Annotated in this window: 24 protein-coding genes and 1 tRNA gene; 10 read left to right on the top strand and 15 right to left on the bottom strand. The window is 37.5% G+C overall.

What is annotated here, in order from left to right:
- Positions 1 to 79: 79 nt before the first annotated feature.
- Positions 80 to 352: an HU family DNA-binding protein gene (locus FGM01_RS01670; protein WP_006990442.1), complete on the top strand. Its 273-nt coding sequence runs from the start codon at positions 80 to 82 to the stop codon at positions 350 to 352.
- Positions 353 to 472: 120 nt separating this feature from the next.
- A complete protein-coding gene (locus FGM01_RS01675) occupies positions 473 to 1,033 on the top strand; it encodes a YqgE/AlgH family protein (protein ID WP_143409386.1) in 561 nt (186 codons plus the stop codon).
- Here the strand turns inward: FGM01_RS01675 and FGM01_RS01680 are convergent.
- Together FGM01_RS01680 and FGM01_RS01685 are read right to left on the bottom strand one after the other, a co-directional pair.
- Positions 1,030 to 1,875: an aminotransferase class IV gene (locus FGM01_RS01680; RefSeq protein ID WP_143409387.1), complete on the bottom strand. Its 846-nt coding sequence runs from the start codon at positions 1,873 to 1,875 to the stop codon at positions 1,030 to 1,032. The two genes, FGM01_RS01675 and FGM01_RS01680, sit on opposite strands and share 4 nt — an antisense overlap.
- A gap of 53 nt (positions 1,876 to 1,928) precedes the next feature.
- Entirely contained in the window at positions 1,929 to 2,315 is a 387-nt protein-coding gene (locus FGM01_RS01685; protein ID WP_143409388.1) for an START-like domain-containing protein, read from the bottom strand.
- A 189-nt stretch (positions 2,316 to 2,504) separates the two neighbouring features.
- Between FGM01_RS01685 and FGM01_RS01690 the strand changes: the two genes are divergently transcribed.
- A tRNA-Met gene (locus FGM01_RS01690) sits at positions 2,505 to 2,578 on the top strand.
- A gap of 117 nt (positions 2,579 to 2,695) precedes the next feature.
- Here the strand turns inward: FGM01_RS01690 and FGM01_RS01695 are convergent.
- Both FGM01_RS01695 and FGM01_RS01700 read right to left on the bottom strand, forming a co-directional pair.
- Positions 2,696 to 3,241 (bottom strand): hypothetical protein, encoded by a 546-nt coding sequence (locus tag FGM01_RS01695; RefSeq protein ID WP_143409389.1) that lies wholly within the window; start codon positions 3,239 to 3,241, stop codon positions 2,696 to 2,698.
- Positions 3,242 to 3,616: 375 nt separating this feature from the next.
- Positions 3,617 to 4,450, bottom strand: coding sequence for a universal stress protein (locus FGM01_RS01700; protein WP_143409390.1), 834 nt, complete (start codon positions 4,448 to 4,450; stop codon positions 3,617 to 3,619).
- A 260-nt stretch (positions 4,451 to 4,710) separates the two neighbouring features.
- Between FGM01_RS01700 and FGM01_RS01705 the strand changes: the two genes are divergently transcribed.
- Both FGM01_RS01705 and FGM01_RS01710 read left to right on the top strand, forming a co-directional pair.
- Entirely contained in the window at positions 4,711 to 5,529 is an 819-nt protein-coding gene (locus FGM01_RS01705; protein ID WP_143409391.1) for a patatin-like phospholipase family protein, read from the top strand.
- Between the two features lie 93 nt (positions 5,530 to 5,622).
- A complete protein-coding gene (locus FGM01_RS01710; protein WP_143409392.1) occupies positions 5,623 to 6,567 on the top strand; it encodes an aldo/keto reductase in 945 nt (314 codons plus the stop codon).
- Positions 6,568 to 6,613: 46 nt separating this feature from the next.
- On the opposite strand, the gene hisS is transcribed toward FGM01_RS01710, so the two are convergent.
- Positions 6,614 to 7,984 carry a histidine--tRNA ligase gene (gene hisS / locus FGM01_RS01715; RefSeq protein WP_143409393.1) on the bottom strand — a complete coding sequence of 457 codons (1,371 nt, stop codon included), beginning with the start codon at positions 7,982 to 7,984 and terminating at the stop codon, positions 6,614 to 6,616.
- A 134-nt stretch (positions 7,985 to 8,118) separates the two neighbouring features.
- On the opposite strand from hisS, the gene FGM01_RS01720 reads away from it, so the two are divergent.
- A complete protein-coding gene (locus FGM01_RS01720; RefSeq protein ID WP_143409394.1) occupies positions 8,119 to 9,357 on the top strand; it encodes an ABC transporter permease in 1,239 nt (412 codons plus the stop codon).
- On the opposite strand, the gene FGM01_RS01725 is transcribed toward FGM01_RS01720, so the two are convergent.
- The 4 genes from FGM01_RS01725 to rpsF form a co-directional block, all read right to left on the bottom strand.
- Positions 9,358 to 9,831, bottom strand: a complete 474-nt coding sequence (locus tag FGM01_RS01725; RefSeq protein ID WP_143409395.1) for a DUF6495 family protein — start codon at positions 9,829 to 9,831, stop codon at positions 9,358 to 9,360.
- Positions 9,832 to 9,929: 98 nt separating this feature from the next.
- The gene (gene rplI, locus FGM01_RS01730; RefSeq protein ID WP_143409396.1) at positions 9,930 to 10,379 is read right to left on the bottom strand and encodes a 50S ribosomal protein L9; all 450 of its coding nucleotides are present in this window, start codon (positions 10,377 to 10,379) and stop codon (positions 9,930 to 9,932) included.
- 12 nt (positions 10,380 to 10,391) lie between these two features.
- Positions 10,392 to 10,691, bottom strand: coding sequence for a 30S ribosomal protein S18 (gene rpsR, locus FGM01_RS01735; RefSeq protein WP_026916063.1), 300 nt, complete (start codon positions 10,689 to 10,691; stop codon positions 10,392 to 10,394).
- A 2-nt stretch (positions 10,692 to 10,693) separates the two neighbouring features.
- Positions 10,694 to 11,032, bottom strand: coding sequence for a 30S ribosomal protein S6 (rpsF, locus tag FGM01_RS01740; protein ID WP_108171712.1), 339 nt, complete (start codon positions 11,030 to 11,032; stop codon positions 10,694 to 10,696).
- Positions 11,033 to 11,195: 163 nt separating this feature from the next.
- Here rpsF and FGM01_RS01745 point away from each other — a divergent pair, with 163 nt between their 5' ends.
- Positions 11,196 to 11,906: a LytR/AlgR family response regulator transcription factor gene (locus FGM01_RS01745; protein ID WP_143409397.1), complete on the top strand. Its 711-nt coding sequence runs from the start codon at positions 11,196 to 11,198 to the stop codon at positions 11,904 to 11,906.
- Positions 11,907 to 11,955: 49 nt separating this feature from the next.
- On the opposite strand, the gene priA is transcribed toward FGM01_RS01745, so the two are convergent.
- The 5 genes from priA to nadC form a co-directional block, all read right to left on the bottom strand.
- Positions 11,956 to 14,409 carry a replication restart helicase PriA gene (gene priA, locus FGM01_RS01750; protein WP_143409398.1) on the bottom strand — a complete coding sequence of 818 codons (2,454 nt, stop codon included), beginning with the start codon at positions 14,407 to 14,409 and terminating at the stop codon, positions 11,956 to 11,958.
- Positions 14,410 to 14,555: 146 nt separating this feature from the next.
- Positions 14,556 to 14,981 carry a DUF2147 domain-containing protein gene (locus FGM01_RS01755; RefSeq protein ID WP_143409399.1) on the bottom strand — a complete coding sequence of 142 codons (426 nt, stop codon included), beginning with the start codon at positions 14,979 to 14,981 and terminating at the stop codon, positions 14,556 to 14,558.
- Position 14,982: 1 nt separating this feature from the next.
- A complete protein-coding gene (locus tag FGM01_RS01760) occupies positions 14,983 to 15,543 on the bottom strand; it encodes a chalcone isomerase family protein (RefSeq protein ID WP_143409400.1) in 561 nt (186 codons plus the stop codon).
- Between the two features lie 26 nt (positions 15,544 to 15,569).
- Positions 15,570 to 16,493, bottom strand: a complete 924-nt coding sequence (locus tag FGM01_RS01765; protein WP_143409401.1) for a YihY/virulence factor BrkB family protein — start codon at positions 16,491 to 16,493, stop codon at positions 15,570 to 15,572.
- A 1-nt stretch (position 16,494) separates the two neighbouring features.
- Complete coding sequence (nadC, locus tag FGM01_RS01770; protein ID WP_143409402.1) at positions 16,495 to 17,352, bottom strand: carboxylating nicotinate-nucleotide diphosphorylase; 858 nt, start codon at positions 17,350 to 17,352, stop codon at positions 16,495 to 16,497.
- Between the two features lie 51 nt (positions 17,353 to 17,403).
- Here nadC and rlmH point away from each other — a divergent pair, with 51 nt between their 5' ends.
- Both rlmH and FGM01_RS01780 read left to right on the top strand, forming a co-directional pair.
- The gene (gene rlmH / locus FGM01_RS01775) at positions 17,404 to 17,877 is read left to right on the top strand and encodes a 23S rRNA (pseudouridine(1915)-N(3))-methyltransferase RlmH (RefSeq protein ID WP_143409403.1); all 474 of its coding nucleotides are present in this window, start codon (positions 17,404 to 17,406) and stop codon (positions 17,875 to 17,877) included.
- Positions 17,878 to 17,886: 9 nt separating this feature from the next.
- A complete protein-coding gene (locus FGM01_RS01780; RefSeq protein ID WP_143409404.1) occupies positions 17,887 to 18,459 on the top strand; it encodes a non-canonical purine NTP diphosphatase in 573 nt (190 codons plus the stop codon).
- A gap of 54 nt (positions 18,460 to 18,513) precedes the next feature.
- Here the strand turns inward: FGM01_RS01780 and FGM01_RS01785 are convergent, their stop codons facing one another.
- The gene (locus FGM01_RS01785) at positions 18,514 to 19,206 is read right to left on the bottom strand and encodes a hypothetical protein (protein WP_143409405.1); all 693 of its coding nucleotides are present in this window, start codon (positions 19,204 to 19,206) and stop codon (positions 18,514 to 18,516) included.
- 332 nt (positions 19,207 to 19,538) lie between these two features.
- On the opposite strand from FGM01_RS01785, the gene FGM01_RS01790 reads away from it, so the two are divergent.
- Entirely contained in the window at positions 19,539 to 21,338 is a 1,800-nt protein-coding gene (locus FGM01_RS01790; RefSeq protein WP_143409406.1) for a DEAD/DEAH box helicase, read from the top strand.
- Positions 21,339 to 21,398 lie beyond the last annotated feature (60 nt).

Raw genomic sequence — 21,398 nt, forward strand, 5'->3', positions numbered from 1 at the left:
TGTGGACAAGAAATCCGTATAAATTTGTATACCAGTTTAACAGAATGTTTAACCAACAATTTAATTTAAAATTCAAATTATGAACAAAACAGATTTAATCGATGCAATGGCTGAAAACGCTGGAATTTCTAAAGCAGCAGCAAAAAAAGCATTAGAGTCTTTCCTTGAGAACGTAGAGAAGTCTCTTAAAAAAGGAGATAGAGTATCATTAGTAGGATTTGGATCTTGGTCTGTATCTAAAAGAGCAGCCCGTGAAGGAAGAAACCCACAAACCGGGAAAACTATCAAGATCGCTGCTAAGAACGTAGTGAAATTTAAGGCCGGAGCTGATTTACAAAAAGCTGTGAACTAATAATTTGCATAAGTAAATTTCTAAAAGCCTTCTTAACAGAAGGCTTTTTTTATTAAAATATTTGCCATTGTATTGTATTATTAATAGGAAATAATTAGTTTAGATAAAAAGACTGCTACAATGATCGCGTTAAAACCAACCAAAGGCCATCTTTTAGTCGCAGAACCATCCATAATTGGAGATGTGTCTTTTAATCGTTCTGTGGTGCTACTTGCTGACCATTCAGATAATGGATCGGTTGGATTTATCCTGAATAAAATTCTTGATTTTACGCTCAAAGATCTCATCCCCGAGGTGAAAGGAGATTTCAAGGTCTATAACGGCGGTCCTGTAGAGCAGGATAATCTTTACTTCATACATAAGATCCCCGATCTAATCCCGGATAGTATTGAAATTGCCCACGGCATCTTCTGGGGTGGAAACTTTGAAGTGGTGATGGATCTTATCGCAAAAGAGCTTATCGATGATAAACAGATCAAATTCTTTTTAGGCTATTCCGGCTGGGATGCCAATCAACTTGATGAGGAACTTAATTCTCACTCCTGGGTGGTTACCGCGAATGAAGACAACAAAGATCTGCTGGAAAAACCTTACAATTCTTTCTGGAAAGACAAGATGCTAGAGTTAGGTGGAGAGTATATGCTTTGGTCTAATTCTCCTGAAAACCCTACCTACAATTAACCCAGTCTCGCTTTCACATTAAGCTTACTTAACAGCTCCTTAGCCACTTTATTTTCAAATGTTTTTTTACGGTACTTGCTAATTGGTTGAATACCCAATGCAACATTAGTTATAAAAATTTCATCGGCCTTTTGTAATTCAAAAGGGGATATAGAGGTTTCTTCCAGGGTATATTCTTCAGTCTTCTTTAAAATATTGACCAGTTGTTTCCTTATAATACCATTAAGCGCACCATCTGAAATAGGTGGAGTTTTAACCACTTGCCCTTTTACCAGGAATACGTTTCCGTTTAGAGCCTCCACTACTCCTTTTTTCTCATTTAACAACAGGCAATTGTCATAACCATTCTCTCTGGCAAAGATACTTCCCAGAACATTTACTGCCCTGTTATTGGATTTTATAGTAGAAAGTAAACCACTATTTACGTAATGATCTTTGAATAGCTCGACTTCATAATTCCCATCATTGAAAAGATAGAAAGAGTTTTCCAGGGCTTCAGCGGTGATCACATACCCTATATCCCTGGTCGCCGGTGTATAATATCCTCCCTGCAACCGGTATACCGCGAACCTGATTCGTGCGGGAGAGGTTTCCAGGTTATTCGCTTCGATCACCTCTATGATCTGTTTTTCGAGAAATTCCGGAGAAAAACTGGATGGAATTTCCATACGCATGATACGCATAGATGCCATCAACCTAAAGTAATGATCTTCCCAGAACATGATCTTGCCGCTAATTATCCGTATAGTCTCAAATACCGAGTCTCCATAGGCGAATCCACGGTTACGCACAGATAATATTGCATCTTTTTCTTCTACTATTTTTCCGTCTAAATTGATCATAAAAAAAGCCCCGATTTAAGAACGGGGCAAAGTTACTATTTATAATAAGATTTTTAAGCTGAACCCAAAATCTGTTTAAGGTCTGAAATCATATTTTCCCATAACATTTTACCTTCATCCACCTCGTCATCCTCAGCGAAATCTGTGATCATTAAGGAAACATCTTTAGTTATATCGTCTACCTGAATGCGTAATTCGAAAAAATAGGGAGTATCTTCATCATCTATCCATTTGAATTTGATACGTTCATCGCTTTTCTTACTTAAAAGCTTTGCTTTTTCTTCACTACCTTCCCATATAAAAGTAAAAAATTCCCCACGGGAATTAACATTATCGGCATACCACTCGCTTAAACCAGAGGGGGTTGAAATATATTGGTAAAGTAACGAAGGAGAAGCCTGAATTGGAAACTCCATTTCGTATTTAATCTTTTCTTCCATTCTTAATTAATTAGTTTCGGGCAATATAGATATTAATTGGAAAGATAAAAAGAAATCAAAATAAATATTTTAGAAAATAAAGTTTGCGCCAATACAAATTGTTTTTATATTTGCACCCGCATTAAGGAAATCCTGCGAGGCCTTTTATGACAAGGCGTTAGACGGAATAAGCTAATGTAAAATTTCTATGGCGAGGTAGCTCAGTTGGTTAGAGCGTCGGATTCATAACCCGGAGGTCACGAGTTCAAATCTCGTTCTCGCTACGACCAAAAAACCCTTCAATATTGAAGGGTTTTTTTATTTCTTAATTTTTCATTTTATTGGTCACTCTATTCTCTGAACCTGATCCAATTGCAATAACTAAAAACAATATTCAGGAATTAATCTTCTTCAGGTATTTCTGCACCCCTGTTTACATAAGCTGAAACACCTCTTATCCAATCATTCACGGTTTCCTCTAAAACCATTCTTGCGTCTGTAGTTAAAGGATATGGCTCATTATTTAAGGCGAAAAAGGCCCAGTCATCTCTACCTCCTACTATTTGAAAAGTTGGGGCTTCAGGACTGGATAGTTCAACTATTTCAACATCATAGCGTATACTACCATCTTTATAACGGAATGCCAGGTCAAACATCGCATCCCAGGTGTAAACCTGCCCATTATCTTTGATTGAAATAGCCTGGGGCACAAAAACTTTGTATTCAAGATATTGGTTTTCAACCTCTCTGCTTATAGCATCTTTAGGATTGGATATCATATTAGAAGCCCACCTGCGAGTCGCCAGAAATAGGTCTGAATCAGATTTACCGGGATAATCACGTATCACTGAATCTTCAAAACCTGCCGGAGACAAGGTAAATTTATCAGCTATTTTCTGTGCGCTTAAAAAGGCAGGAAGCATGAAAAATAAAATTAACAATCTCATAATAGAATTTTTTTTAGGTTGTAAAGAAGGTAAGGAAAAGGCCAGCTATAAATAGTTAAGATAAATATATTAGCTGTTAAACTATTGAAAAACAAATACCACATATCTAGATCCAAAATCCTGAAAGGATAAATCAATTCCCTCAGTTTTTTTCTCCCTAAAAAATTTTTAGGCCGCATATACCAATCCTTCAAAAATTTTTCTTCAACCTGCTCTTCCGTAAGGCCAGATTCAGGATCTGATTCTAAACTGTTTAAAACATCAGGGATCTCTAAAAATGGGCATTCCAGATCATTACATTGTTTGGCAATTATTTGGATTTGTATTCCTTAATCAATTTTAGGTTAAAGGAACTTTTAAGACGAATTACAGGATTCAGGCCTGCACTGTTAAAACAGGTGTGGCAGATTGATTTGCCATTTTTTCTCCATAACTGTTGAAAATAACCTTGGATAAACCTTTTCTTCCATGGGTAAGTATTACAATCAAATCTGCATCGACCTTTTTTGCGTAATTATATATACCTGCCTCGATGTTATAGTCATCATACATGATTATCTTTTCACTAATGTTTTCTTCTGTATCATTTAAAGAAGCGGAAAATTTTTCGATCCCTTTTTCCATAAGTGCGGTGCTCATAAAATCTTCCGGAGTGTTCACATAAAAAATATCAAAATCCAAATTGTTATCTTTTAAAAACCGGGAAGCTTTCTCAAAAGCATCGGTCATTTCTAAATCTAAATCACACGCGAGCACTACTTTATCCAATTTAAATGAAGAGCGGTTCATTTTTACAATAAGTGTTGGAACCTTCGAGGTCCTAACGACTTTTTCTGCATTAGAACCAAAGAACATACCACCCAGGCCGTGTGCTCCATGAGTTCCCATAACAATAAGGTCAATTTCTAACTCTTCTAAAAGCTCTGAAATCCTCGTGAAATCCACGTGCCTTTTTATAACAGTATGCACCTTGATGCCTGAGAGATAATCCTTATTGAGAAAATCTTTAAACGATTGCTCAATCCTTTTGCGATAATCTATATTCTCAAAAAGTTGCATTGCTTCTTGCCTGGTTAGAAAAGCATCTTCACGATCTATCATATATAAAGCCACTATCTCGGCATTATATTTTTTAGCAAGATTTGCTGCGTATCTTAAGGAATAATCGGCGACTTCTGAAAAATCTGTGGGCAATAGAATTTTTTTCATGACTGTAATTATTTAATATACAACACATTAAATATAACCAGGGACTAAATATATAAATATGACAATAGTCAGTTCCACAGAATTTATCTAAATCCTCACACTGGCTAACGCCTTTTATGAGTTGAAAAAAAATGCACGACATTGATGATACTGTTTTCAACTGGGCACAATAATCTTATAAGAAGATAGACAGGTAAATAGATATTGATTATTAGAATCTGGTAATTTATTTCTAAATTCTGAACTATAAGCTTAATTATATGGAAACAGGATTGGTTTTATCTGGCGGAGGTGCCCGGGGAGTTGCGCAAATTGGTTTAATTAAAGCACTGGAAGAGTTTGATATTGAAGTTACACATATATCAGGTAGCAGCGCAGGGGCTGTTATCGGGGCGATGTATGCATCAGGAGCATCTGTAGAAAGAATGCTTGATTTTTTTAAATCTGTTCCAATTTTTCATTTTAAGAGATATGCCCGCAATAAACCCGGATTTATTGATACCATGAAGTTCTATAAAGATTTTTTGAATTTTTATAAGGAAGATAATTTCAGTATTCTGGACAAAAAACTATTTGTAAATACCACGAATCTTGGCAATGGAAAAATTGAAATTTTCGAAAATGGTGAATTAATCAGACCTTTACTTGCTTCAGCATCCATTCCCGGAATATTCACTCCGGTAGCTTTTAACGATGGTTTATATGCTGATGGCGGTATCACCAACAATTTTCCGGTTAAACCCTTAATACCCTTCTGTGACCACATCATTGGTGGCTATGTTAATCCTTTAAAAGAAATAGAACCGAACGGACTTAAACATTCCTACCAGGTAATTACCCGCGCCTACCAGATAAGCCTAGATCACCAATGCCATGCCAATTTTAAAGATTGCGATCTGGTCATTATTCCAAGGGAACTTGAGAATCATGGTCTTTTCAGCTTGAAGAATATTGATAAAATTTTTGAAATTGGGTACCAGGAAAGCAGGAAAGTCTTAAAAAATCACACCGAAAAAAAACGAAAATTATCAAATCGAAAGATTTTTAATCTTTTTGGAAAATGGAGTAATTCCAACTGAACTCGGTATACTCTATTGTTAAACTATAATTAAATGAATAGCAGAACTTTGAAACCGCTTCTGTAAAAATTATCTTCCTGAAAAAACTACCCGATGAAAAAACTAGGTAATACAGACTTACAGAGTCCCCCAATAATATTTGGAGGAAATGTTTTCGGCTGGACGGCAGATGAGAAGGAATCGTTCAATTTAATGGATCAATTCCTGGATATGGGCATTAATATGATAGATAGTGCAGATGTTTATTCCCGCTGGGCAGATGGTAATGAAGGTGGAGAATCTGAAAGAATAATAGGAAAATATCTAAAAGATAGAGGTAATAGAGATAAAATCATCCTTGCCACGAAAGTGGGTTCCAGTATGAAGCAGGGAGGCCCAAAAGATATATCTGAGCGTCATATAATGACCGCGATCGAAGATTCTTTAAGAAGACTTAAAACAGATTATATAGATCTGTATTTCACCCATTGGGATGATAATAAAACTCCGGTAGAGGAAACTTTAGGTGCGTACCAGAAATTAATTGAACAGGGAAAAGTAAGATATATTGGCGCATCCAATCTATCTGCGGAAAGACTGAAGGACAGCCTAAAGGCATCAATAGAAAATAACCTCCCTAAATATGAGGTATTTCAGCCTGAATACAGCCTCGTGGAAAGAGAGAAATTTGAAGGAGAAATTCAACAGATCTGTCGCGATAATAATTTAGGGGTTACCTCTTATTTTTCTCTATCAAGTGGATTCCTTACCGGTAAGTACAGTACACTGAAAGACACTAAGGGAACAGACCGGGAACCGTTCCTTAAGAATTATTTTGATGAGCGGGGACAAAAAATACTTAAAGTCCTGAAAGACATCTCAGACCATCGTAATATTAGCCAGGCTGCCATTGCCCTTAGATGGTTGATGCAGAAACCCGATGTGACTGCTCCTATCGCCAGTGCATCGAAAACTGATCATTTAAGATCCTTCAAAGAAGCGATGAGCATGAAACTCACAGAGGAAGAAATGAATAATCTAAATGAGGCTAGTACATAAAAAAACCTTCATCCTGGATGAAGGTTTTCAATTTTTGGTAAGCTCTCTATTTGAGAGCAGTCTCCAACCCATTTAAATCATGGCTTGTTTGTTCTCCAGACTTCATATGCTTCAAGGTGAATTTACCGGCATTCATTTCTTCTTCCCCAGCAAGCACGGTAAATGGAATATTTCTCTTATCGGCATACTTCATTTGCTTGCCCATTTTAGCTGAATCTGGATATAATTCTGCCATGATATTAGCTTCTCTCAACTTCGTTACAGCTTTCATCGCATAGAACGCTTCTTTCTCCCCAAAATTGATAAAAAGCACCTTCGTATTCTGCGTAACGGTATCAGGGAAAAGACTAAGCTCTTCAAGCACAAGGTAGATCCTGTCCAAACCAAAAGAGATCCCAATCCCACTCATATTCTTCAGTCCAAAAATACCGGTTAGATCATCGTAACGGCCTCCTCCACCAATAGATCCCATCTTCACCTTTTCTGGTGCGGCAACTTCAAATATCGCACCTGTATAATAGTTCAAACCACGGGCCAGGGTGACATCAAGGTCTAATTTCGCAGTTTTCAATGGCATAGCTTCGATGGCATTCTGGATGAATTGCAATTCCTCAATACCTTTCAACCCCTTCTCAGAACCTTCCAGAATTGATCTGAGGCCTTCGATCTTTTCAGCAAAACTTCCGGAAAGATTAAATATTGGCTGAATCTTATCCAGCGCTTCTTCAGAAATACCTTTTTCACGCATCTCTTTTTTCACCCCTTCCTCACCTATTTTGTCAAGTTTATCAAGAGCTACCGTAAAATCGATTAGTTTATCCTGCTCTCCAATAACTTCGGCAAAACCAGAAAGAACCTTTCTGTTATTGATCTTAATAGTCACACCTTCCAGCTTAAGTTTGGAAAAGACTGCATCATATAATTGGACAAATTCTACCTCCTGCCAGAGACTATTGCTCCCTACAACATCTGCATCACACTGGTAAAATTCTCTGAATCTTCCTTTCTGAGGTCTATCTGCTCTCCAGACCGGTTGGATCTGGTACCTCTTAAAAGGAAATTCGATCTCATTCTGATGCTGCACCACGTATCTGGCAAAAGGCACGGTAAGATCATATCGCAAAGCTTTTTCACTTATAGAAGAAGTCAAGCCTGTGCTGTCTTTTTCTGCAAGTGCTTTTTCATCTGCTTTTTTAAGAAAATCCCCTGAATTCAGGATCTTAAAAATAAGGCGGTCACCTTCGTCGCCATATTTTCCCATTAGGGTAGAAGAATTCTCAAAACTTGGGGTTTCAATAGGCTGAAAACCAAATCTTTTAAATTCTGTTCTTATAGTATCAAAAATGTAATTTCTCTTTATGACTTCTTCCGGTGAAAAATCCCTGGTACCTTTTGGTATGGATGGTTTTTGTGCCATGATCTGTTTTAAGCTGAATTTGCTATTAAGGATTGCAAATATCTTAATTTTTAAGTGAACCCAAACAAATTTGAAATTTTAAGTAACAAAGTTCTAAATTTATAGTCTAACGGGTAAGCCAGAAATATCAACTCATGTTTTCACTCTTTCGAGAAAATATAAGGATTGCACTTAATTCCATAAAAAACCAATCCTTAAGAACCATTCTTACCGTTTTAATCATCGCGATTGGAATCACTGCCCTTGTGGGTATTTTAAGTGCTGTAGCTGCCCTCGAAAACACCATTAGTAAGGATTTTGCTTCCATGGGCTCCAACACATTCAATTTGCAGCGTTATGAGTTCCGTACGCAGAGTTCCCGGAATGAGGACAGGAAAGTAAATCCTATTATCAGTTACCGCGAGGTGAAAGAATTTGAAGAGAAATTTGAATATCCATTTACCGAGACAGCCATATCATTTACCGGGACTTCTTCCGCAGAAATTAAATACGAAAACGAAAAGACAGATCCGGAGATTTCTGTTTTGGGAGTGAATGAGTATTTTCTGGAAAATTCAGGCCTGGAAATTGAAGACGGCCGTGAATTCAACGTTTTTGATATTGACAACAATAATAATGTCGCTGTAATTGGTTCAGACTTTAAAGATGGTATTTTTAATGGCTTTGATCCTGTGAACAAGATCATAAGTATAAGGGGAGCTAAATTTAAAGTTATCGGTGTCCTGGAATCCAAGGGAAGCACTTTTGGCAATAACCATGACCTAAGGGTTTTTATACCAATTCAACAAGCGAGATCAATTTTCTCACAGCCTAATATTAATTATAGCCTGAGCGTAAAAGTAGATGATAAGGAACTGCTTGATGCCGCCATGGATGAAGCGATCATTACTTTTAGAAATATTCGCGGACTTAATCCTAAAGAAGAGAATAATTTTGGACTGGAACGCAGTGACGACCTTATAAACAGGATTTTATCCATAACCGGCGCACTTAATATTGCAGCATGGATCATTTCAATCATTACCATCTTTGGTTCTTCGATCGCTTTGATGAATATCATGCTGGTAACCGTTACCGAAAGAACCAGGGAAATAGGAGTTAGAAAAGCTTTGGGTGCAAAGAAGAATACTATCGCTACACAGTTCTTTTTAGAAACGCTGGTTATTGGCCAGATTGGCGGATTCTTGGGAATCATCCTGGGAATTCTGATAGGATACGCTGTTTCCAGCTCGCTGGATTTTGCATTTACCACCCCGTGGAAAGCCATGTTATGGGCAACCGGTATCACAATTCTGGTAGCAATACTTGCAGGAAGTTACCCGGCAGCGAAAGCAGCTAAGCAGGATCCTATAGAATCACTTAGGTACGAATAATTATCCCTGAACTATTTTTTGGAAATAGCCATATAATTGACCCTGGGTGATATTCGCTCCCTGCTTGATAAGTGCAAAAATATCCTTATTCCTGTCTTCACTAATAGCCTTGGTAGAAGTATATATATTCACTGCAGGATCCATCAAATTGGTCTGTAACCATTGATATCCTTCTCGTGTGGTAATATCTATAGCTTCGTTTTCAACCTTTATAGCGATCAGTTCTATAGTGGCCGTAGTTATATGAAACAGGAAGACCTGGTTTGGAGAAAAGTGTTCCAGGTACTCAACCTTATTAAGCACTCCTTCCCAGATAAGGTCACTAAAAATATCCAGCTCCTCTTCAGCCGCTTCAGGTTTATCCTTTTTAATCTGCTCCCATTCATCTGCAGTTATAGACTGAGTAGCCAAGAAGTTAATAAATTCCTGATGCATCTCTTCAAACTGCTCTTTAGTTAATCTTGCGTATTTCATAAGTCTGTTTAAATACTCCCAGAAGTTCGCGGGAAATAATTAAGAAAAAGAAAAGCCCACTCATAAATGAGCAGGCTTTATACTATAGGTAAAATAAATTAAGCTTCTCCTACCACGTCAAAGGTAAAGTTAGAAACTACTTCACGGTGAAAACGCAAAGTTGCTTCATACTGTCCCAGACGCTTGATGTTACCACCGGCGATGTTAATATATTTCTTTTCGATCTCTACACCTTCTTTAGCAAGAGCCTCAGCAAGATCACCATTGGTGATGGAACCGAATAACTTATCACCTGCTCCTGCCTTCGCAGTCATTTTTATTTCAAGGTTGTTAAGTTTTTCAGCCTGTTTCTTAGCTTCGTCAATATGCTTCTGTTCTTTATAGGCGCGCTGCTTCAAAGTTTCAGATAAAACTTTTCTTGCAGATGGAGTTGCCAGTTCAGCAAAACCATGTGGAATAAGATAATTTCTACCGTAACCGTTCTTTACAGCTACTACATCATCTTTAAAACCTAAATTATCTACGTCTTTTTTAAGTATCACTTCCATAACTGCCTCTTTTTATTTTAATAAATCACCTACGTAAGGCATTAATGCTAAGTGACGAGCACGTTTTACCGCTGTCGCCACTTTTCTCTGAAATTTCAAAGAAGTACCTGTTAAACGACGAGGTAATAATTTCCCCTGTTCGTTTACAAAGCCCATTAAGAAATCAGGATCTTTGTAATCCACGTACTTAATACCAGATCTTTTGAATCTACAGTATTTTTTCGCTTTGGTAGTCTCTATATTAAGAGGAGTAAGATACCTGATCTCTCCGTCTTTTTTTCCTTTTGCTTGTTGTTCAATAGATGTTGCCATGATTACGCTTTTTCCTTGTTACGTTTTCTTCTTTTTTCAGCCCAAGCTACAGCATGCTTATCTAACTTTACAGTTAAGTAACGCATCATACGCTCGTCTCTTCTGAATTCTAATTCTAATGGCTCAATAACTTCACCAGGAGCTTGAAATTCAAATAAGTGATAAAAACCACTTTTCTTGTGTTGGATTGCATAAGCCAGTTTTCTTAGGCCCCAATCTTCTTTAGCTACCATCTCAGCCCCTTTCGAAACAAGAAAATCTTCGTATTTCTTAACTGTCTCCTTTATCTGCTCATCAGATAAAACGGGATTCAAGATGAAAACAGTTTCATAATTGTTCATAAATGTATTCTTTAAATTAAATCGGCTGCAAAAATATAATTAATATTCCTTATTTCAAAGCTTATTAAGAATCATAAAACACTATTTTTACCGAGCTTATATTATTTACCCTTGTATTTCTTATTATTAATCCCTAATATTGTTAGTAACTAACCTATTAACCGTGGAAGAAGTATTACTCAAATGTGCTGTCGTTGATGACTCTAGCCTGCAAAGGCTATCTATAGTTAAACTCATCAAGGATCATCCTAACCTTAAACTGGTAGCTGAATACAATAATGCCATTGAAACAAAGAATGGCCTTCTGGACACTGAAATAGATCTTATATTTCTAGATATCGAAATGCCAATCCTATCTGGTTTCGAACTTTTAGATAACCTGCCTAATAAACCTCAGATTATTTTTGTTACCGGAAAGACGAAATATGCTTTTAAAGCTTTCGATTATGATGCAGTGGATTACATTCACAAGCCGGTTACCAAAGACAGGTTCAATAATGCGGTTAATAAAGCAGTCAATCTCTATAAGCTTAAACATCAAACTGCGGTTCCCGAAGATGATGATTTTATTTTTGTTAAAAGCAACCTGAAAAACAGGAAAGTATTTCTCAGCAAATTAAAATACATACAAGCACTAGGCGACTATGTTAAATTCGTGACTGAAAAAGACAATTTTGTGGTGCTGGCGACAATGAAGTCTTTTGAAAAGCAACTTCCCAGCGATCGTTTTTTAAGAACACACAAATCTTATATTGTAAATCTGGATAAGATAGAGCGATATAACAGTAAGAACATAGAAATAGACAAGGAAAAACTTCCGCTGAGCAGGCACAAGAAAGCTAACCTGGTAGAAGCACTAAGTGCTATACAATAATTTAAATAAGATACCTTAATATATAAAGCCACTTTTAAAGTGGCTTTTTTTATTGGGGATCTACATTCACCACTACCTTTACCGAACGGTAAGCACCTATTGCCCGGAAAGTGGTGAGAATTCTATGGACCACTTTTTTGGTTTTCCCCAGGGATTGTTTTTTCGGGATCTTAATTAAAATGTTCTTGTAATATTCATTTCTTATCCTTGCCACCGGAGGAAATTCCGGTCCTAATACATAACGATCAAAAACATTTTCCAGGGCGCGGGCTAACCATTCTGCGGCTTCATTAGTTTTTGAGTAATCCCTGCATTTTAGAGTTAACCGTATCAACCGAAAATAAGGCGGATATTGATACTGATACCTGTCTTCCAGTTGCTCCTTATACATGGCTTCATAATCTCCTGTAGAGACCTGCTGAATGATCTGGTGATGTGGATTGTAAGTCTGCACCAGTACTTTCCCCCTTTTTTTCGTCCTTCCCGATCTGCCGGCCACCTGAAGCATTAGCTGAAAACTTCTTTCATGAGCTCTGAAATCAGGAAAATTAAGAAGGTTGTCTGCATTCATAATACCTACCAGGCTTACCTTTCTAAAATCCAGCCCCTTGGTTAACATTTGAGTACCAATAAGAATATCTGTTTCTTCATTTTCAAATGCCGAGATAATCTTTTCGTAAGCGTATTTTCCGCGGGTGGTATCCTGATCCATTCTACCCACAGAATGTTCCGGAAACAAAGCTTTCAACTCTGTTTCCACCTGCTCTGTTCCAAATCCTTTGGTGGTCACTTCATTACTGCTACAGGCCATGCATTGAAACTGCATTGCTATGTGATAACCACAATAATGGCAGCGCAGTTGGTTGTTATGACTATGAAAGGTCAAACTAACATCACAATTAGGGCACTGCGGGGAATGCCCGCAAGTATTACATTCCATAATAGGAGAAAATCCTCTTCTGTTTTGAAAAAGAATTACCTGCTCCTTCTCCTTCAGGCTTTCTCTTATTTCCTCGATCAATCTTTCAGAAAAATGACCTGTCATTTTCTTCTTCTTATGAGCCATTTTAATGTCCACGATCTCTACCTCGGGCATCATTACATCTCCATATCTCCGGTTTAGTTCAACCAGGGCATATTTGCTATGCTCAGCATTAAAGTAAGACTCTATAGAAGGAGTTGCGGAGCCAAGAATTATATTTGCCCCGAACATATTTGCCAATACCACTGCCGCGTCCCGGGCATGATACCTTGGAGCAGGATCAAATTGTTTGAACGTGGACTCATGCTCTTCATCAACAACTACAAGTCCAAGATCCTGATAAGGGAGAAAAATGCAGGACCTGGCGCCAATTACTATTTTACCCTTTTCTGAATTTTCGAGCACATGCCTGTAAATTTCAACTCTTTCGTTTACAGAATATTTACTATGATAAACAAGTACCTTGTCCCCAAAATAATTCTGAAGTCGCTTGATAAGCTGTGTAGTAAGGGCTATCTCCGGTAAAAGATACAGCGCTTGTTTACCTTTATTAACTACTTCTTCAATTAATTTAATGTAGATCTCAGTTTTTCCAGAAGATGTTACCCCATGGAGTAAACACACGCTTTTCTCTGCAAAATGCGATCTGATCTGGTCATAGGCTTTTTGCTGGAATTCATTGAAGTTGATCTCGTGAGAGCTGATCTCCCCGTGAAAATTCACCCGATCTGTCTCCTGATAGAACTCTTCGAAAATTCCTTTTTGAATAAGGCTTTTTAAGATAGATGCTGAGGCACCTGATTCACTTAGCAGTTCTTTTACTTTTAATGCTTTTTTTGATTTCGCAGTAATTGAGAAATAAGAAAGAAGGATCTCCCTCTGTTTTGGAGCGCGGGAAAGATCGTCAAGCAAGACATGCATCTCGCTCTCTGCTTCATACGCAGGATTTAGCCTTACATAGCGGATTTCTTTGGGCTTAAATTGCTCATAGATCTCCTGATTAAGATCCACAAGTCCCCTGGATACTAACCTGTTAATAACCGGAAGCACTTTTTTCCTGTCCAGTAATTGTTCTATTTCCTGGATCTTCATGGAAGACTGTCGCTGCAAAGCTTCTGCCACCAGGTATTCATCATCATTTAATTCTTCAGATTGCAGATCTACTTCCCCGGAAAGTTTGACGATACTTTCGCTTTCGAGTAAAAATGCTCCTGGTAGTGCCGCTCGCATCACTTCCCCTTCAGTGCATAAATAATAGGTGGAGATCCAATTCCAGAACTTCAGCTGAATATCAGAAATTAAAGGCTTTTCATCCAGGATCTGGTGTATAGGCTTCGCTTCATATACTTCCGGAGGATTTTGATGTACCCCGGCCACTATCCCAGTATAAATCCTGTTCTTACCAAATTGAACGGCTAAGCGCATTCCCGGTTGAATAAAATTCGCTTCAGCTTCAGAAAGACTATAAGTAAATCTATTGTCCAAAGGAAGTGGAAGAATTAGGTCTGCAAAATAGGGCATGTACTCTTGGATTAGTTGACACAATTAAAAAAGCTGCACTTAAAGCCCAACTTACTTTCTAACTATTCAATTCAAAAATATTAAGAATCTTTAGTTTTCTGAAAGTAAACCTGAAGTTTAAATACAGCTTTTATAATTTGAAATAATTATTCGGCTCTACTCCATTCTCTGGTTTGGTAAAAAAAAGAGATATAGCCCCTGACCTTTAGAATATCAGGATTCTCTTCATCAAGCCAGATCTTACACCGGTATTCTTTTCCCGACTTTGGATCCACAATGGTTCCGCCGGCAAATTCATCTCCGCTTTTTGTAAGCCCCTGCATGATGACCATTCCTTCAATGGGCTCATTTCTGAGATCGCCTTCGCATTTTGTACAAACACGATCACGATCTTCTTCACGCATAATTCGGGTAACTCTTCCATAGACTTCATTATCCTGCTCATAGACTTCAACGATAGAATTTACTCTACCCTTTTCATTTCTATTTTCCCATTTCCCAAATACGGTCTGTGCCTGTAAAGGAAGATTAAGGAACAGTGATAACACTATTAAAAGAGATGAATTTTTCATTTTATTTTCCTAGCATAGCTTCTTTAAGGTCATCGTCTGCTGGCTTATTAGATAACCAGATCCCGAATAAGGCCTTTTTGAAATCCATTCCTTCGATGACGCCTAATTCTTTGTTATTCTTATACACCACTACTCCCTGAGCCGGCATATACACAATATCAAAAACATCATTCTTTTTGATCTCTTCCATAAAGAAGTCCTGGAATTTTTTGATCTTGGCAGATAATGGCTTGGTATTTCCATTCGTAGAATTTGCAAAGCCTTCATTTACTGCATCCATCATTTTCTCGCTGGTAATAAGCTTGGAAACTATATGTAGTTTAATGCTCATAGGCTCATCTGCAGCGACTATTGCGGAAGCATTTGAAGATTTTTGTGAAAGGTACAAACCTCCGGCATAAAGGTCTATCCACAATTTTTCTCTAACTCCGGCACCATTGAGCATAAGATTTTTTCCCTGATAGGTTTCTGTGTTAGGAAGATTTACTCCACCAACTTCAGTTTGCGCGAAAGTTAAGCCTGCACTCATAAGTGCGATAAATACAAAAATTACTTTTTTCATTTTTAAAGGTTTAGTTTGGATTAAAGTTATCTATAATTTTTCTTTAGTTTAATTAATGATGCATTAAGTTCAAATCCTAATAACAACATATTGGAATTCAGCCATATATAAAACATAAGGATTAATAAAGCCCCGATAGAACCATACAATTCGTTATAATTTGAAAAGTTCGTGATATACAAACTAAACAAAAAAGTAGTTATCATTATTAAAATGGTAGTAAATAATGCACCTATTGAGAAAAATCTCGCCTGTCTTGCTTCTCTGGTTCCAAAATAATAAAGTATCGCCACCGCCGTATAAATTAAAATCACAAAACCTATATATTTAATAAGATCGGCGCCAAATCCATCCGGGCTTACAATACCTAGTTGACTTAGATCATCTATCGCATAAGTAATATAGACTGCTCCTATAACTGAAATTAGCAACAACAATGCCAATATGAGAGATACTCCTACGGCGACCGCATATTGCCTGGGGATAGACCTATTTGTTTTAGTATGGTAGCTAAATTCAAAACCGGTGAATATCGCATTTACACCGTTAGTCATTAAAAAAATAGACAGAACAAATGCCACAGATAACAAACCACCCCGGGGAGTGTTGGCAATATCTTCAAAAATATTCCCGAAAAAATCTGAGGTTTCCGGAGGCAATAGACCATCCATGAATACCAGGAATTCTAATTGAAAATCATCTATAAATGTGATATATGGAATAAGGTTAAGTACAAACAACAAAAAAGGAAAGATGGCCATAAAGAAGCTAAAAGCGATCGAACTGGCACGCGTTGAAAACGTACCTTTTACAATTCCGCCCCAATAAATAATCCATAAATTATAAAAGGATAAGCCATTTAAACCTGGTAAAATTAACTTTTTGGTCTTACGTTTCCACCAGGCTGATAATTCATCAAATTTATTGTTGATTGCTTCCCTTGGGGCCATTTTATACGGCTTTTAAACTCAGATCAAGATTATGCACGGAATGAGTCAGCGCTCCGCTGGAGATAAAATCCACACCGCATTCTGCATAACTACTGGCTGTTTCCAAGGTGATGCCACCACTGGATTCTGTGAGACATTTCCCGTCGATAAGAGCGACGGCCTGTCGTGTCTCCTCAAAATTGAAGTTATCGATCAAAATCCTGTAAACCCCATCTGATTTTAGGATCTCCCTGATCTCTCTCATATCCCTGGCTTCTACAATAATCTTTAGATCTAATCCCTTTTCTTTTAAGTAAGATTTGGTTTTCTCTATAGCTTTAGTGATTCCACCGGCGAAGTCTATATGATTATCCTTAAGCATGATCATATCATATAAGGCAAAGCGATGATTTTCTCCGCCACCTATTTTTACAGCCCACTTCTCTAAAGCCCTTATACCCGGTGTGGTTTTCCTGGTGTCAAGGATCCTGGTATTGGTCCCCTGAAGTTTTTCTACAAATTCTGAAGTTTTAGTAGCTATGGCGCTCATTCTTTGCATAGCATTCAGGACCAGTCTTTCTGCTTTCAATATAGATTGAGAACTACCCTCTACATAAAATACAATATCCCCGTATCTCACACGCTCTCCATCCTTAAGTTTCTGCTCTACCTTTAATTCGGGATCTATATGAGCAAAGACTTTTTTAGCAAATTCCACTCCTGCAATAATTCCGTTATCCTTTACCAGAAGCTTTGCCTTACCCCTGGCATCTTCAGGAATACAGGCCAGAGAACTGTGATCACCGTCTCCAACATCTTCTCTTATGGCATTTTTAATAATTAACTCAATTTCTTTTTCGAATTGTTCCGGTGAGATCATATTCTCTGCTTATTTTTGTAAATGTAGTAAAGTCTGTACTAAAATCACGGGATGACGATAAAATTAGTCTGTATAGGACAAACAGATAAAAAAGAACTGGAGACGCTTATCAACTTATATTCTGATAGACTTCAGCACTATATCAAATTTGAGCTGGATCTTATCCCTGACCTCAAAAAAACTAAAAATCTGGACGAGAATCAGCAAAAATCAAAAGAAGGTGACCTGATCCTTGCAGGAATACAGAACTCAGATTTTGTGATTTTACTTGATGAGAATGGAAAGCAATTCAGTTCAGAATCTTTTTCAGAATATTTACAAAAACGAATGAATACGGGCTTGAAAAGACTGATTTTCATAATTGGTGGCCCTTATGGATTTTCTGAAGAAGTCTATAAAAGGGCCAACTCCAAAATATCCCTTTCCAAAATGACCTTTTCGCATCAAATGGTGCGATTATTTTTTACAGAACAACTATACCGAGCCTTTACCATCTTAAAAAACGAACCATATCACCATAGATAATCCAATTATATGAAATTAGTTTTCGCCACCCACAACATGAACAAGCTGAAAGAGATTCAGACCATGCTGCCAGACCATATAGAATTACTCTCTTTGGATGATATAGATTGTAATGAAGATATTCCAGAAAGCGGAGACACTATAGATGAAAATGCCATTTTAAAAGCTGAATACGTCAAAAACAATTATGGATATGACTGTTTCGCAGACGATACAGGTCTGGAGGTAGAGGCACTGGCAGGCGCACCCGGGGTCTATTCTGCCAGGTATTCTGGAGAAGAAAAAAATGATGACGCAAACATGGATAAAGTGCTTAGCCAGTTAATAGATAAAAAAGACAGGTCTGCAAGATTTAAGACTGTAATCGCACTTACCTTAAAGGGTAATCAAAGTCTTTTTACAGGAGTTTGCGAAGGAAGTATCCTTAATGAAAAAAGGGGTAATAAAGGTTTTGGCTATGACCCTATATTTCTTCCAAAGGGATATGATAAAACCTTCGCTGAAATGAACATAGACGAGAAAACTAAAATTAGCCACCGGGGAATTGCCTTCAGGCAATTAATTGAATATCTTTCTAAATGATTTGAAAAATGGAGGCAAGCCTCTGAGTTTCTCTTTGGAATGCTAATAGATCCATTATCTCACATTAAAGTTTACATACCTGTTGTTACCATTATCGACTATTGTTAAGTTAACCGTCCTCTCTTCAGTAGCATCATCATTACATGTTTCAGTTTGTGTCTCTTCATCAAACGTAGTAGTCTCGTTGCTTAGCTTTACATTTGAAGCCTTAAAAGTATAAGCATTCTCAAATGGATCTCTTACAAAATATGATTTTCCAAAAGGTCCCTCATCAACTTCCAAAAATCCTTTAAAACTCACATTTAATTTACCTTTGGGTTCTTCGTCGCAGAAATTCCCAAAACTTATGGGATTAGAAATATCAAACCAAAAGCTACTTACGTCATTCGAATTGAGGGTGATTGAACCAGTTCCATCTGGAAAAATCTTTAAAGTTGGAACCTCATCATTCGAAATAAAAAATATAAAACCAGAACCAGTTCCGAATCCAAAGAAACCACTTCCACTATCCATAAAAATGATTCCTTTGCCATTATTCTCCCTAGCTTTATCTGAACCTATTTGTTGAAATGTTCTCATCATGTAATCCTGGAATTTTGCATCGCTAACAATCTCCTTTGCCCTTAAGGTTTTTAAAGAAGCTTCTTGAAGATCACTTACTGGTACAGATAACTGGTCTTCTTTGCTACAGCTTAAGAACAAGCTTATAACTATAATTGATAATAAATAATTGATTAGATTCTTCATAACTCTGAATTTTAGGTTGATAAAAATTAAACCAGAGCTTGAACAGGAATAGTAGTAGGGACTAATCTACTGTAAAGATAGTACCTGAAATACTTTCGAGAAAAACGGGAAAACCCGTAATTATTCCCCAAAACACCTTTAAACAGTCTGATTTACAATGATTTACATCAATTAATCCTGATTTAATCATTTAATCGGAAATAAAAGTGTACATTTGCCGCTTGAAAAAATTCCTCAGGGTGAGGATGTGTTACTGGAAGTTTAGGTTTAAGTATGTCGATTCGCTTCTTATGTAACACCTACATATTATAATCGAATACTTACAAAAACGAATGAACGCATTCCAAAAACTTGGACTTGACGCAGACTTGCTTAAGGCCATTGAAGACATGGGGTTTGAAACTCCAAGTGAAGTACAGGAAAAATCAATCCCAATTTTATTAGAACAGGAAACTGACCTTGTGTCATTAGCACAAACCGGAACTGGTAAAACAGCTGCTTTTGGTTTTCCGCTAATTCAGAAAATTGATTCAAATTCTAAAAAAACACAGGCATTAATCCTATCACCTACCCGTGAACTGTGTTTACAGATCACTAATGAACTTAAGAACTACTCGAAGTATAAAAAATCTTTAAACGTAGTGGCAGTTTATGGTGGAGCAAGTATTACAGATCAGGCAAGAGCCATCGAAAGAGGAGCTCAGATCATCGTAGCTACTCCAGGTAGAATGCAGGATATGATCCGCAGAAGAATGGCAAACATCTCCTCTATTGGATATTGTGTGCTGGATGAGGCTGATGAAATGCTGAATATGGGATTCTATGAGGATATTAAAAGTATCCTATCTCATACCCCACAGGAAAAGAAAACATGGTTATTCTCTGCAACTATGCCAAAGGAGGTTGCAAAGATCGCCAAGAAGTTCATGACCAACCCGGTAGAAATTACAGTTGGTTCCAAAAACATGGGTACTTCTAACGTTTCTCACGAATGGTACCTGGTAAATCATCGTAACCGTTACGATGCATTAAAAAGACTGGCAGATGCTAACCCTGATATTTTCTCAGTGATCTTCTGTAGAACAAAAAGAGACACTCAAAAGGTAGCTGAAAAACTTATTGAAGACGGATATAATGCTGCGGCATTGCACGGTGATCTAAGTCAGAATCAACGTGACCTGGTAATGAAGAGTTTCAGAAGCCGCCAGATCCAGATGCTGGTAGCAACAGATGTTGCTGCACGTGGAATTGATGTTGATGATATTACTCACGTAATCAACTACCAGTTACCAGACGAAATAGAAACCTACACTCACCGTAGTGGTAGAACAGGTAGAGCCGGTAAAAATGGAGTTTCTATGGTGATCATTTCAAAAAGTGAAGTTCGCAAGATCAGAACTATTGAAAAGATCATCCAGCAAAAATTCGAGGAGAAATCTATTCCAGACGGAAAAGAGATCTGTAAGACCCAGCTATTCCATTTAGCTAATGATATAAAGAAGACCGAGATCAATCATGATATTGATCCTTATCTTCCTGCAATTAATGAAGCCCTGGAAGATTTTACAAAAGAAGAACTTATCAAAAAATTCTTCTCTGTAGAGTTCACCCGTTTCTTCAATTATTATGAGAAAGCTCCAGATCTTAGTTCAGAATCTGCCGGGGGAAGACCAGAAGTTTCTGAAGGTAATACCAGGTATTTCATCAACGTTGGATCTAAAGACGGTTACGACTGGAAAAGTTTAAAAGACTTCCTTACCGAGGAACTTAACCTGGATAGGGATGACGTCTTCAAAGTAGACTGTAAAGCAAGTTTTTCTTTCTTTAATACAGATGAGAAGCATACAGATCTAATTTTGAAAACTTTTACTGAATACAAACAAAACGGAAGATTTGTAAATGTTGAAGTTACCAAAGACCAGCAATCTGGGAGAGGTGGCGGAGGCCGAAAGAGAGAACGCAGCGGAGGCGGCGGAGGTGGACGAAGAAATTCGAAAAGCTTTGACGACAACAAAGGCGGTAAATTCAGCGGGAAAAGAAGATCTGAAAGAAGAGACGATAAAGGCCCGAGAAAAGGAAGCCGGAACAAGAATATCGAAAACTCCATCAAGAGAAGAAGATCTAAAGCTTAAACAAATAACAACATGCCAAACTTTAATATAAAGTTTGGCATTGTTTTTTAAGAGGATTTT

The sequence above is a fragment of the Christiangramia sabulilitoris genome (assembly GCF_007050985.1).
Classification (GTDB): domain Bacteria; phylum Bacteroidota; class Bacteroidia; order Flavobacteriales; family Flavobacteriaceae; genus Christiangramia; species Christiangramia sabulilitoris.